This is a genomic window from Nocardia vinacea, from assembly GCF_035920345.1.
GTDB lineage: Bacteria > Actinomycetota > Actinomycetes > Mycobacteriales > Mycobacteriaceae > Nocardia > Nocardia vinacea_A.
This window is the reverse complement of sequence record NZ_CP109149.1, coordinates 7,313,057-7,325,981: the sequence shown is the minus strand read 5'-3', so window position 1 is coordinate 7,325,981 and position 12,925 is coordinate 7,313,057. Positions and strand designations below refer to the sequence as shown.

General features: G+C 66.5%; 11 protein-coding genes. 5 read left to right on the top strand and 6 right to left on the bottom strand.

Translation table 11 applies throughout. The features are described 5' to 3' along the window. Positions 1 to 302 precede the first annotated feature (302 nt). Both OIE68_RS33410 and OIE68_RS33405 read left to right on the top strand, forming a co-directional pair. Positions 303 to 761 carry a GyrI-like domain-containing protein gene (locus OIE68_RS33410; RefSeq protein ID WP_327094953.1) on the top strand — a complete coding sequence of 153 codons (459 nt, stop codon included), beginning with the start codon at positions 303 to 305 and terminating at the stop codon, positions 759 to 761. An 8-nt stretch (positions 762 to 769) separates the two neighbouring features. Continuing rightward, complete coding sequence (locus OIE68_RS33405; protein WP_040697421.1) at positions 770 to 1,195, top strand: GyrI-like domain-containing protein; 426 nt, start codon at positions 770 to 772, stop codon at positions 1,193 to 1,195. 126 nt (positions 1,196 to 1,321) lie between these two features. Here OIE68_RS33405 and OIE68_RS33400 read toward each other — a convergent pair whose 3' ends face one another. From OIE68_RS33400 to OIE68_RS33380, 5 genes are all read right to left on the bottom strand, one after another. Then, complete coding sequence (locus OIE68_RS33400) at positions 1,322 to 2,422, bottom strand: inositol-3-phosphate synthase (RefSeq protein WP_327094952.1); 1,101 nt, start codon at positions 2,420 to 2,422, stop codon at positions 1,322 to 1,324. Next, complete coding sequence (locus tag OIE68_RS33395) at positions 2,415 to 2,969, bottom strand: PadR family transcriptional regulator (protein ID WP_327094951.1); 555 nt, start codon at positions 2,967 to 2,969, stop codon at positions 2,415 to 2,417. Before OIE68_RS33395 ends, OIE68_RS33400 begins: the two co-directional genes overlap by 8 nt. 287 nt (positions 2,970 to 3,256) lie before the next feature. Next, entirely contained in the window at positions 3,257 to 3,775 is a 519-nt protein-coding gene (locus tag OIE68_RS33390) for an N-acetyltransferase (protein WP_327101908.1), read from the bottom strand. Positions 3,776 to 4,057: 282 nt separating this feature from the next. Then, the gene (locus tag OIE68_RS33385; RefSeq protein WP_327094950.1) at positions 4,058 to 4,864 is read right to left on the bottom strand and encodes a DUF1707 domain-containing protein; all 807 of its coding nucleotides are present in this window, start codon (positions 4,862 to 4,864) and stop codon (positions 4,058 to 4,060) included. Positions 4,865 to 4,870: 6 nt separating this feature from the next. Further along, entirely contained in the window at positions 4,871 to 5,965 is a 1,095-nt protein-coding gene (locus tag OIE68_RS33380; RefSeq protein WP_327094949.1) for a DUF1707 domain-containing protein, read from the bottom strand. Between the two features lie 159 nt (positions 5,966 to 6,124). Between OIE68_RS33380 and OIE68_RS33375 the strand changes: the two genes are divergently transcribed. From OIE68_RS33375 to OIE68_RS33365, 3 genes are all read left to right on the top strand, one after another. After that, positions 6,125 to 6,541, top strand: coding sequence for a DUF5318 domain-containing protein (locus tag OIE68_RS33375; RefSeq protein WP_327094948.1), 417 nt, complete (start codon positions 6,125 to 6,127; stop codon positions 6,539 to 6,541). 730 nt (positions 6,542 to 7,271) lie between these two features. Further along, positions 7,272 to 9,416, top strand: a complete 2,145-nt coding sequence (locus OIE68_RS33370; RefSeq protein ID WP_419150830.1) for a transglycosylase domain-containing protein — start codon at positions 7,272 to 7,274, stop codon at positions 9,414 to 9,416. A 71-nt stretch (positions 9,417 to 9,487) separates the two neighbouring features. Beyond that, positions 9,488 to 11,179, top strand: a complete 1,692-nt coding sequence (locus OIE68_RS33365; protein WP_327101906.1) for a glycosyltransferase family 87 protein — start codon at positions 9,488 to 9,490, stop codon at positions 11,177 to 11,179. A gap of 32 nt (positions 11,180 to 11,211) precedes the next feature. Here the strand turns inward: OIE68_RS33365 and OIE68_RS33360 are convergent, their stop codons facing one another. Then, positions 11,212 to 12,828, bottom strand: coding sequence for a TerD family protein (locus OIE68_RS33360; RefSeq protein WP_327094947.1), 1,617 nt, complete (start codon positions 12,826 to 12,828; stop codon positions 11,212 to 11,214). Positions 12,829 to 12,925 lie beyond the last annotated feature (97 nt).

Below are 12,925 nucleotides of genomic sequence, written 5' to 3'. Positions count from 1 at the left end.
GTAAGACTCGCTCCGTCGGGGTTGTGTCGAGCTGACAACATGCTCGTACTCGGTTCGCTATGAATGTGCGTCGACCGGGGCCATGGGAACGGATGACGTGGCAGCATCGTTTGCCAGAGTGAAGTGAGCGCGCGCGCCGGAACCGAAACCAGGCCGACGCCGACGTCGCGAGATCGATGAGGAAGGATATGCGCTCGAGCGACGACACGCGGCGCGAGCGGCAGGCCCGGAAGTAGCTTCCGCGGCCACGGGGACCCGGGAGCGCCGCCAATTGGAGACAGACTAGACATAGGGGCACGCCGGTGGATTTCAATGTCGTTGACCGTCCCGAGACGCTCGTGGCGGGCACAGTGTTGCGCAGCCCGGCGCTCGCGGTCGAGGGACCGCGCCGCGCCAAGGTCGAGGAGGCGTGGAAACGCAATCTGGCCCGCAAGCTGCCCGGCCCGCCGACGACCGCGTATGTGGACCACGCGCCGGAGATCAACTCCTACCTGACGCATATCGTCGGCTACCGCTGCCACACCCTCGCGGATCTGCTACCGGGCGATGTGCTCGCCCGAGTACCCGCGGGACGGTTCGCCCGATTCACGCTCAGCGGCGACAATCTCGGCGACACCATCGTGACCATCTGGCGGGCGGTATGGGATGCCGAGGCCGCCGGAAGGTTGGTCCGCGCCTATACCGGTGACGTGGAACATTATCCGGACGCGCGCACGGCCGAAGTATTCGTGGCGCTGGCAAACGAACCGGTCGACGGTTAGGAACAGCTGTGGACTTCGAAATTGTCACATTGGACGAAAGCCTGGTCGCCGGACTCACCGTCCCGCTGGCCGGACGCGAGGTGACCGCCCGCGACCTGGACCTGGTGAACTTCACCTGGGACCGGTATCTGGCGCGGGAAAAGAATGTGCCGCGGGTTGCGGCCTATATCGGCCAGAACGATCACGCCGTCGCGATTCTGGGCTACGAGGTCGCCGAGATGGACGACATGGATGCCGGTGATGTGCTGACCCGGGTCCCGACCGGGCGCTACGCGAAATTCGTTGTCTCCGATAAGCCCTACGATCTGCTGCGCACCGCATGGGCACAGGTCCGCAAGGCCGAGAGCGCGGGCACCATCACCCGCTCGCACACCGCGGAACTCGAGCGCTACACAGGACCGACTTCCGTCGAGGTCTACGTCTCCCTCGACTGACCAGCCACTGCCCCATCGCGCGGACGAGAACGGGTTGCGGCTGCAACCTATTCGACGCGGCGGTGAATACAGCAAAGCCGGGCCGGATGTTTCTCCGGCCCGGCTTCCCTTGTCAAGCGAACATGGTTACTCAGCGCCGATGATGAACGCTTCCAGCTGCTCACGTGCGATGTCGTCGGCCAGCTGCTTCGGCGGGGACTTCATCAGGTAGGCCGAGGCCGGGAGGACGGGGCCGCCGATGCCGCGGTCCTTGGCGATCTTCGCGGCGCGCACCGCGTCGATGATGATGCCCGCCGAGTTCGGCGAATCCCACACCTCGAGCTTGTACTCCAGGTTCAGCGGCACATCACCGAAGGCGCGACCCTCGAGGCGCACGTAGGCCCACTTGCGGTCGTCGAGCCAGCCGACGTGATCGGACGGGCCGATGTGCACATCGTTGGCGCCCAGTTCCTTCTTCAGGTTGCTGGTGACGGCCTGGGTCTTGGAGATCTTCTTCGACTCCAGCCGCTCGCGCTCGAGCATGTTCTTGAAGTCCATATTGCCGCCGACATTGAGCTGCATGGTGCGGTCGAGCTGCACGCCGCGGTCCTCGAACAGCTTGGCCATCACACGGTGGGTGATGGTCGCGCCGACCTGGCTCTTGATGTCGTCACCGACGATCGGAACGCCTGCCTTGGTGAACTTTTCGGCCCACACCGGGTCGGAGGCGATGAACACCGGCAGCGCGTTGACGAAGGCCACGTCGGCATCGATGGCGCACTGGGCGTAGAACTTGTCCGCCTCTTCGGAGCCGACGGGCAGGTAGGAGACCAGGACGTCGACCTTGTTGTCCTTCAGCACCTTCACGACGTCGACGGGCTGCGCCTCGGACAGCTCGATGGTCTCGGCGTAGTACTTGCCGATACCGTCCAGCGTCGGACCACGCTGCACGACAACATCGCTCGGCGGCACATCGGAGATCTTGATGGTGTTGTTCTCGCTGGCGAAGATCGCCTCGGCCAGGTCGAAGCCGACCTTCTTGGCGTCGACGTCGAATGCGGCGACGAACTTCACGTCGCGCACGTGGTACTTGCCGAATTTGACGTGCATGAGGCCGGGCACGGTCGCGGTCTCGTCCGCGTCCTTGTAGTACTGCACGCCCTGGACCAGCGAGGAAGCGCAGTTACCAACGCCGACGATGGCGACGCGAACTTCTGTGGCAGTTTCAGCCTTCTTGTCTTCACTCATGGCCGATATTTCCCTCTTTCTGTGGTGCCGCCTTCGTCGATTGCTCCGCCGCAATCAACTCGTTGAGCCAGCGCACTTCGCGCTCGCTTGATTCCAGACCGAGCTGGTGGAGCTGGCGGGTGTAGCGATCCAGCGAGCCACTGGCCTTCTTGATCGCCTCCCGCAGACCCTCTCGGCGCTCCTCGACCTGCCGTCGCCTGCCCTCCAGAATCCGCATCCGCGCTTCTGCGGGGGTGCGGCTGAAGAACGCCAGGTGGACGCCGAAGCCGTCGTCGGTGTAGTTCTGCGGTCCGGTATCGGCGAGCAGTTCGGTGAACCGCTCCCGCCCGGTCGCAGTCAGTTGATAGACCCGTCGCGCACGACGGGTGACGCCCGCGACGTTCTCCTCGGCGATCAGCCCATCGGTCTGCATGCGACGCAGCGTCGGATAGAGCGATCCGTAGGAGAAGGCCCGAAACGGCCCGAGCAATCCGGTCAGCCGCTTGCGCAGCTCGTATCCGTGCATGGGCGCTTCGAGGAGCAGCCCGAGGATTGCCAGCTCGAGCATCGAGCTTCACCCCCTGACTGTGTATGCAGACCTAACCGATGGATGCGACTTCCCACTATATCGGAGCGATATAAACATGCATAGTCGTCGGCGATACATACCACTATTTGCGCAGGTAGAGGCAACTACCCCACGCCCGCCCCGGACAGCAGACAACACCACCATTGCCCCGTTTGCGGGCGCGGATGTAGCTGTGGCCGGTTCGTCCGGTACCGGCTGCCGACGGTGGGACGAAACTCGACTCGCCCCACCTCGGCGCCGTCAGCGCTGGGCGCTGACCGTTCTCGCTAGTCGATACCGAATGGCGCGGCGTAGCGAACCATGCCGTGCGGTACCGGTTGAGCCGGATCGAGCGTCAATGCCATCAACGCCTCGTCCGGCACCTCGATGCTCAGGCCGATGCCGTACTCGGATGCCCTCCCGAAGCCGAAACGCGGGTAGTAGGTCGGATGCCCGAGCACGATGACAAATGCTTCGCCCAATTGCCCCGCCGCCGCGAGCGCCGCCCGGATCGCGGCGGCGCCCGCGCCGGACTTCTGATATTCGGGCAGCACCGCGCACGGTCCGAGACACAGCGCAGGCGTGGTGTCGACGTGGCAGCGGGTCAACAGCGCGTAGCCGACCGGACTGTCGTCCGGCAGTGTGCTGACGATGGACAGTCCGTCGATCCAGGCCGGATCGGCGCGCAGTGCGTCGACCAGATCGGCCTCATCGACTCGATCGAAGGCCGCCTGGTTGATCGCGTGGACCGCGGGAATATCGGCATCGGTTTCGGCGCGCGTGCGCCAATCGATAGGGGAATTCAACTCGGATTCTCCGTATTCGTATGGTTCGGGCCCGGTTTCGGACACGACACCACCGTCACGCGAACCATGCGGCTCGCGGCACGAACGCCGGACGAAGAGAGATCAGACCGGGACCCGGGACAACTGAACGATCCAGGCGTCGCGCGTGACGGCGGTCTTCGGCGCGGTCATCCCGCCCCACCTCCTCGGGCTGTACATCAGGTCGAATTCGAACAAGGGATGCTAGCGCGCCCGATTGCGGCGGGCCATCGAATTATTTCCGCACCGGGTCGCGGCGCCTCGTCAGCGACTGGGCGGGAAGACTTGCAATGGCTCCCCGGTTACCGTCGCTGTCAGATAACCCGTCGCACCCGCTTGGTTCTTCGCGTAGATCGAGACAGCGGCGTCCGAATCACCGCGGCCCGGCGGGAATTCGATCGAGGCGTGCGTGATGGCGCCGCCCGGCGTCTTGATCGACTGCGGCGCACCGGCCAGCAGCCCGGCGATGGCACGCAGATCGATGCTCGCGAGATCGAAGGTGCGCACATCGGCCTTGCGCCCATTGCTGGTGGTGTAGTCGTGGAATCTGCCGTCGTAGCGATATCGCACGGTCTCGGTCGGATCGCCTGCCGCCTGCCGCTCGAAGAGCGCGTAGTCGGGATACAGGGTGACCTCGTCGACCTTCGTATCGCCGAACTCGGCGCGATATTCATCGATGAAGTACGCGAGGCCGCTACCGGTGGTGAGCACCGGCACATGTTCCGACCACCCGAACGGTCCGGATGCGCCCGAAGCACAGCTCGCGATGCCGCCCACCGCCGCACCGATGACCGCCGCACCGGCGATGAACGCCACCGGCGCGAGCCAGCGCCGCGGTCGACGGCGATCGACTCGAATCACCGGGGCGTCCACTAGATTCCGCGGAATCTGCAGATCGCCGATCAGCACGTCCAGCTCACCGAATGCCTTGGCGCGCATGGCCTGCGCGGTGCGTTCGGCGTGTTCGTCATCGGTGAGCTGACCGTCGGCCAGTGCCGCGTCGAGCAGTCCGCAGACATCGGCCCGATCGGTATCGCGGGCCCGGATTCCGCCATAGCGCGTCGTCGCCATCGACCATCACCCTTCGAACGCCCAGGCGCGAAGAACCTGCCCCGCCGGAGTGAGCAGGTAGTACCCGGATTCGTTGAATTGGTTGCCCGCGAAGATCTGCACGATGGTCGCGCCCTTCGCGATGCCGAAAGAGCTATAGGTACCGGTGGCGTCGACTTCCACATCCATATGCGTGACAACTCCGTTCGGCACCTTCAACGTGGTGGGCGCGGTTGCCAGTAAGTCCGACACGGCGGCGACGTTCAGCTGCGCTAGATCGACGGCGGGCGTATCGGTCTTGCGACTGACGGGGGCACTGCTCTGCACGAATCCGCCGCGGTAGTCGTAACGGACCTGCCGATTCGGCTGACCGGATACCGCACGCTCAACCGTGGCGTGATCGCCGAACAGGGTCAGCTCGTCGGCCTGCAGATCACCGAACTTCTCCAGGTACTTCGCCAGGAAGTGCGTAACCCCTTCGCGGGTGAGCAGATTCGGCGTCGCGACCACCACCGGTTGCACCGCACCGAGATCGGGCACCGCGGCGCCGACATGTGCGACGGGTGGCGCATCCGATGTCGCGGCACCGCTGGTCAGCGCGAAAGCGGCGACGGCGGCACAGACCGACGCGGCGGTCACACCGATCACATACCAGCGTCGGCGATTCGATCGAGGTGGCGCCGGCGGCAACGGCGCATCGGTCGGCCGTTGCAAGTCATCGACCAGATCGGCCAAATCGCCGAGTGTCTTGGCCCCTTGCGCCAATTCACTGAGAGTCTGATGCTCCTCTTCGGTGAGCTGACCATCCCGGCGGGCACTGTCGAGTAGCTGCCCGGTTGTGTCGCGATCGGCGGCGCGGGCTCGGGTGTGATCGGGATAACGGCCCGTGGATCCAGGGCGGCGCAAGGGGTTTCGCGTCGGTGTCGGCGCACCCGGTACCAGATCGCGCACCGCCGAAGGGACCTGGAGATCGCGGGTGAGCCGGTCGAGATCGGCGATGGTCTTGGCGGTCTCGGCCCGCGCAGTACGGTCGCGATATTCATCGGCGCCGAGCTGCCCTTCGGCGTAGGCGGCATCCAGCACACTGGACACGTTGGCACGGTCGAGGTCACGCGCGCGCATACGTCCGGATGCTGCCGTTGACCGCCCGGATGTAGCGGGGGACACGGGAGAATCGTAATCCGCCGACGCCGGTAACGCCCCAGTTCAACAATGAATACCGGTCGGTCGATCCCGCACAGCCCAGCGCGGTCCGCGCGCGGCCCCGCTACTCTGGTTCTCGTGCGAATTCAGCGACAGGTGGTCGACTACGCTCTCAAGCGTCGGTCGCTGCTCGCTGACGTCTATGCGGGCCGTGTCGATGTCGCCGAGGTTTGCGATGCCAATCCCTACCTTTTACGTGCGGCGAAGTTCCACGGTCGGGGGAGCGAGGTCACATGCCCGATCTGCCGGAAAGAGCAATTGACGCTCGTATCCTGGGTCTACGGCGACGGCCTCGGCCCGATGGCGGGTTCGGCTCGCACACCAGAGGAATTGATACGCCTCGCCGAGACTCGCGAGGAGTTCTCGGTCCATGTCGTCGAGGTATGCCGGAGCTGCAGCTGGAATCATCTGGTGCAGTCCTATGTGCTCGGTACCGCTCCGTCGCCCACGCGGCGGCGCACGGGCACCAGGAACCGGCGCACCGCAGCCGAATGATGTGCCAGGTCATCTGCCCGTCGGGTGACACGCGGAGCCTCGACGTGTCCGCCGCGGCGATAATCGTCGCACCGCGCCCCGCAGACCCTTACGAGTTATGGAGATCTTGTCAGTGAATTCGCCCTACGAGACTTCCCCCTACGGCGATGAACCGCACGGCGGCCGCACTCAGCGAAGTTCACCTCAGCCTCCGAACCCGTATCCCGGTCAGCGACCGGCCGGTCCCCCACCCGGTCGGCCCGCTCCCGGTGGTCCGCGGCCGCCGCAGGGTGGGTATCCGGGCGAGCCGCGTGGCCCGCAGCCGCCGCCGCGTCGACCGGGTCCGCCGCCGCAGGGCCGTCCGCCGCAGGGCAGGCCACTACCCGATAACGCCCCGCCCGGCGCGCAGTCCACGCAGAAGATCGAGCGCCCGAATCGGCAGCCCGGTTCGCCGACCGACTCCGTCGCCGAACGCAACCGTCGCACGGCCCCGCCCACCGGTCCCCGCCCGGCCAGCCCGCGGCCCGGTCAGGATCGACCCGGTCAGGATCGACCCGGCGCCCGGCGCCCCAACGGCTCCGGCCCCACCACCGGCGAGCGGCGGGCGACCGCGGGCGCGCCGCCCTCGGGACCGCCGCCGCGCCGCAATGGCGGTAGCGGTGGTCCGGGCGGGCCGGGCGGTCGTCGTCCCGGTGCGAAGAAGAAGTCGCCGTGGCGGATCGTGCGCCGGGTTATCTACGTCCTGCTAGCCCTGTCCATCATTTTGCCGAGCACAGTCTTCCTGATCGCCTACACCACGGTTTCGGTACCCCAGCCGGGTGACCTCAAAACCAACCAGGTCGCGAATATCCTCGCCAGCGACGGCACCACGGTGATCAGCAAGGTGGTACCGCCCGAGGGCAACCGCACCGACGTCACCATCGACCAGATTCCGCCGCATGTGCGCAATGCCGTGATCGCCGCCGAGGACCGGGACTTCTACACCAACCCGGGCTTCTCGGTTTCCGGCTTCATGCGCGCCGCCCGGGATCAAGCCCTCAACAGGGAGAGCGCGGGCGGTGGCTCGACCATTACCCAGCAGTACGTGAAGAACGCGCTCGTCGGTGACGAACACTCGCTGTCTCGCAAGCTGCACGAGCTGGTCATCTCGGCGAAGATGGCGCGCCAGTGGAGCAAGGACGAAATCCTCGCCGCCTACCTGAACACCATCTACTTCGGTCGCGGTGCGTACGGCATCGATGCCGCCGCCAAGGCCTACTTCGCCAAGCCGGTCCAGGACCTGACCGTGGCCGAGGGCGCCGTGCTCGCTGCCACTATCCAGCAGCCCTCCGGCCTGGATCCGGAGAAGAATCCCGAGGGCGCGAAGTTCCGCTGGAATTATGTGCTCGACGGCATGGTCTCCGGCGGCAATCTGAAGGCCGAAGAGCGCCAGACCCAGCAGTTCCCACAGGTGGCCCCCGTGGCCTCCAACAAGGACAAAGGCCTGGACGCCGGGCCCGAGGGCCTGATCAAGACCCAGGTGCTCAAGGAGTTGGCGGCCGCGGGCATCAGCGAACAGCAGCTCAACACCGCCGGTCTGTCGATCACCACCACGATCGATCCGAAGGCACAGCAGGCCGCCGTCGACGCCGCGCAGAAGAAGATGCAGGGCGAGCCGGAAAAGCTGCGCGCCGCGGTGGTTTCGGTGGATCCGAAGACCGGTGCGGTGCGCGCCTACTACGGCGGCGACGACGGTCAGGGCTACGACTTCGCCAATGCCGGTCTGCAGCCGGGCTCCTCGTTCAAGGTCTTCGGTCTCGCGGAGAACCTGGAATTGGGCAAACCGCTGTCGGAGATGTACGACAGTTCGCCGATCACCGTGAACGGCATCAAGATCACGAACGTGGAAGGCGAGCAGTGCGGCACCTGCACCATCGCCGAGGCGCTCAAGCGGTCGCTGAACACCAGCTTCTACCGCATGGAGCTGGATATGCAGAACGGTCCGGCGAAGATCGCCGATATGGCGCACAAGCTCGGCATTCCGGAGACCATTCCGGGCGTCGGCAAGAGCCTGGTCGAGCCGGACGGTTCCGCGCCGAACAACGGCATCGTGCTCGGTCAGTACCAGTCCAGGGTGCTCGATATGGCGTCGGCCTACGCGACGCTGGCCGCCTCCGGCGTCTACCGCGCACCGCACTTCGTCACCAAGGTGGTGAGCGCCGACGGACAGGTGCTGCTCGACCGTGGTGATGTGGCCGGTGAACAGCGGGTCTCGGCGGCGGTCGCGGACAACGTCACCGACGCGATGAAGCCGATCGCAGCGTGGTCGCGCAATCACAACCTGGCCAACGGTCGCGAGTCGGCGACCAAGACCGGTACCGCCCAGCTCGGCGACACCGGCGAGAACAAGGACGCCTGGATGGTCGGCTACACCCCGTCGCTGTCCACCGCGGTGTGGGTCGGCTCCATCGATAACTCGGCGCTGCGCAACTACAGCGGCGGCATGGTCTACGGCTCAGGTCTGCCCTCGGATATCTGGAAGGCCACCATGGACGGCGCCTTGGACGGCACCCCCAAGGAAACCTTCCCGAAGCCTCCCCCGATCAAGGGCCAAGCCGGTGTGCCCGCGTGGTCCGCACCGTTCACCCCGCCATCGACCACGGAGGCACCGATTCTGCCGCCGATCCAGATCGTCCCGAATACGATCGACACTCCGTTCGGACCGATCCAGGTTCCCGGCGTACAACCGCAGACGCAGCAGCGCCAGCCGCAACAACAACAGCAGCAGCCGGAGTCGACGCCGATGCCCGGACAGCCGACGGCGAACTCGGACGGTTCGATGCCGACGACCACCGGATCGCCCCAATCCGGTGGCACCGGCAACGGCAACGGCAGTCAACCGACCCGCACCCGGTAGCCTCGGGTGCCGTGACCGAACCGCAACTCGTGGACGAGCGGACGAACGCAAGCGCTCCGCAGCCCGATGGGATGCCGTCCGGTGCAACGCAATCCGTCGGCGGCGCGACGCACTACGTCGCGCCCGCGCCGCTGGCGCCGGATCTGCGCTCGGCCGACGGCCGAGATCGGCCCAGCCGCAACGACTCCCTGACCGCGCAGCTGAGTACGGTCGTCGGCGGCCCGGTCGGTGACCACGCGCTCATCGGCCGGGTCCGGTTCTGGACCCCGATGCGGGTGCTGCTCGCCTTCGCACTGGTCTTCCTCGCACTCGGCTGGGCGAGCAAGGCGGGCTGCATCCAGCAGACGAGCACGTCCGACGGTTCGCTCACCCTCGACTGGAACAACGGCCGCCAGTACATCGCCATGTGCTACTCGGATACCGTGCCGCTCTACGGCGCGGAGCGGTTGAACGAGGGTGCCTTCCCGTACAAGAAGGAATGGACCGAGCAGACCCCGGACGGCGGCCGCGAGACCAGGTACATGGAGTACCCGGTGCTGTCCGGGCTCTACCAGTACGCGTCGATGCAGGTCGCCAAGACCTGGGATGCCTCCCCGCTGCCCGGTGCGCTGCAGGTGGTCATCTATTTCAATGTGGTCGCGGTCGGTCTGGCCTTCGCCTGGCTGGTCACGGTGTGGGCCTCGGCGCAACTGGCGGGGCGGCGGATCTGGGATGCCGCGCTGGTCGCCTGTTCGCCACTGGTGATCGTGCACGCGTTCACCAATTTCGACGCGCTCGCAACGGCTTTCGCCGCCACCGGCTTACTCGCCTGGGCCCGCCGACGACCATTGCTCGCGGGCCTGCTGCTCGGACTGGGCGGCGCGGCAAAGCTCTATCCGCTGCTGCTGCTCGGGCCGATCGTGGTGTTGTGCCTGCGCGCCGACCCACTGCAGCGGGTGCCGAGCGCACGGCTCGGGCTCCGGTTGAGTGATATCAACAGCGGGCGCACCGCGATGACCTGGCTGCGCGAAACCCCGTATCGCATGCAGTTTCTCAGCGCCCGACCGCTGGGCGCGGCCGCCTTGACCGTCGCAGCCGCCGCCGGCACCTGGCTGGTGGTGAATCTGCCGATCGCGCTGCTGTACCCGAATGGCTGGCGGGAGTTCTTCCGGCTCAACACCACTCGGCACGCCGACCCGGATTCCATCTACAACGTCATCACCTCGTTCACCGGCTGGGCCGGATTCGACGGCGAGATCGGACATGCCGAACAGCCGACCATCCTGAATCTGGTGTCGCTGCTGGTATTCGTCGCCGCCTGTGCGGCGATCGCCTACATCGCACTCACGGCCCCGCGCCGACCGCGCCTGGCCCAGCTGTGCTTCCTGGTCGTCGCCGCCTTCCTGATCACCAACAAAGTGTGGAGCCCGCAGTATTCGCTGTGGCTGGTGCCGCTGGCCGCGCTCGCGCTGCCGCACCGCCGAATTCTGTTGGCCTGGATGACCATCGACGCGCTGGTCTGGGTGCCGCGGATGTTCTACTACCTCGGCCTGGACCGCAAGGGTTTGCCCGAGCAGTGGTTCACCGGCACCGTACTGCTACGAGATATCGCGGTACTCGCGCTGTGCGCCTTGATCATTCGACAGATCTACCGACCCGAGGAAGATCTGGTCCGGCGCGATTTCGTCGACGATCCGGTCGGCGGCGTCGTCGACCGCGCACCGGACCCGCTGCTGCCCTGGCTGCCGGAGGCACTGCGGCCCAGGGCTGTGCTCGGCCGCTAGCGACTGCTTGCAGGTCGCTCGAAAAGGTCGGCTCAGCTGGTGCGCAGGAAGCGCGCCTGCCTGGCCGGTTCCCGTGGCAGCAGGTCCAGATCCAGCTGCCATGCGCTGCCGGTCCACGGATCGAACAGCGGGGTGCCGTCCACCGTCGGCAGATGACGGCAGGCCTGGGACAGCATCGCCACCGTCCCGTCACTGGACTCGGATTCGTCGGTGCCGACGATCACCGTGGACAGCCCGATCAGATCGCCGCGCACCAGCAGCGTCGCGATGCGCTGTGCGTCCGCGGTCTGGTACCCGTGCGGGAAGTCCGCTGCGAGCAATACCCGATGCTCGGTCGACGGCGTGAAATTCCCACTGGAATAAGCCAATTCGGCCAGGTCGGCGGCCTCGACCAGAGTCTGCAGCCGCGCCGAGATATCGCCGAAATCGGTGATCGGTGGCCCGTTCAGCACCGGGGTCAGCGGACCGACGAGCTGGCCGAACGCGCCGGTCAGGTCGATCATGTCGACCAGCGTGCGCCGGCCGGGGTCGGCCGCGAGCAGGCGCGCGAGCACCGCGCCGACGACCGGGGCCGCCGCAGCCGTGGATTCGGTATCGATCCACAGCGGACGGGTCAGCGGCACCGGCACGCAGTACGGAATCCGTAGCGGCCCACGCTCATTCGCATAGAGCTCGCCGAGTCGGATGCCGTCGCTTGGCGTCGGCGCCCCGTCCCAGGCGGGCGAATCCCAGGACGCGAGTGACGGCGGCAATTGCCGATCGGCGTCGGCGAGTTCGCGCATGAGCGCTTCGCTATCGCGCAGGTGACTACCTTCCGCAGTGGCGATCAGATCGTCACAGCGACGCTGTGCGGTCTGCCTGGCCTCCTCGGCGGCGGGGGTGTTCCTGGTCGCCGGATCCGAAACCGCCGCGGACAGTTCCTGATCCAGCCGCTGCATGGCGTAATCACGCGCGGAGATGAGCGCGGCGGCCGAGCGCGCGGCATCCTCGAAGATCATCCACAGGCGTTCGAGTCCGTGCGCGACCTCGAGCGGCGCGGGGCCGGCGGCACTGGAGTCGCCGGGACCGCTGATGGTGTCTTGGCCGCCGGCCCGGCCCACACTGCCGACCGGTTCGGCTTCCCGCAGATCGGCCGCGCTGTGTTGCCCGGACTGCGACGTAGCCGGTTCGTCGACCTCGACGCCGTGCGCGGTGAGCAGCACGGCGAGCCCACCCGCATAGCCCTGACCGACCGCGCGCAGCTTCCAGTCGGTTCCGCGCCGATACACCTCGAGGCAGATCAGCGCGGTCTCCCCCGCGGACGGACTGATCGCGAATTCCGCTGTAGCGATATCGTGCACGGCGAGTTCGGCGGTCACCGCACCGAGCCCGTGCTCCTGCGCGGGCGCGGCCGGATCGGCGCTGACCACCAGCAGCACCGCCTTGGCGTCGGCGCGCACCTCGGCGAGCCGGATGGTGACGCCGTCCTCGGACAGCGTCACCCCCGCGGTCTCGGCCTGGTTGTAGAACACGAAATCGCCGGTATCGAAGACCCGCATGTTCTCCGCCACGACGAGCGCCGAAACATCCAGGGCAGCCCCGGCTTTCGCGCTGAATTGAACGATATCGCCGGTCAGCACCATATTCTGACCGGCCTTCAGCTGAATCACGTTGTCCGCCCCGTTGTTTCGTGCACTGATCTTTTCGAGCGACCTGCAAGCAGTCGCTACGCTAGGTCTTTTCGAGCGACCTGCAAGCAGTCGCTAC

What these genes read in the sequence shown, in the direction of transcription:
- OIE68_RS33400 (WP_327094952.1), bottom strand. Translation starts at nt 2,422, where the DNA reads ATGAGTGAAGACAAGAAGGCTGAAACTGCCACAGAAGTTCGCGTCGCC.
- OIE68_RS33395 (WP_327094951.1), bottom strand. Translation starts at nt 2,969, where the DNA reads ATGCTCGAGCTGGCAATCCTCGGGCTGCTCCTCGAAGCGCCCATGCAC.
- OIE68_RS33385 (WP_327094950.1), bottom strand. Translation starts at nt 4,864, where the DNA reads ATGGCGACGACGCGCTATGGCGGAATCCGGGCCCGCGATACCGATCGG.
- OIE68_RS33380 (WP_327094949.1), bottom strand. Translation starts at nt 5,965, where the DNA reads ATGCGCGCGCGTGACCTCGACCGTGCCAACGTGTCCAGTGTGCTGGAT.
- OIE68_RS33365 (WP_327101906.1), top strand. Translation starts at nt 9,488, where the DNA reads ATGCCGTCCGGTGCAACGCAATCCGTCGGCGGCGCGACGCACTACGTC.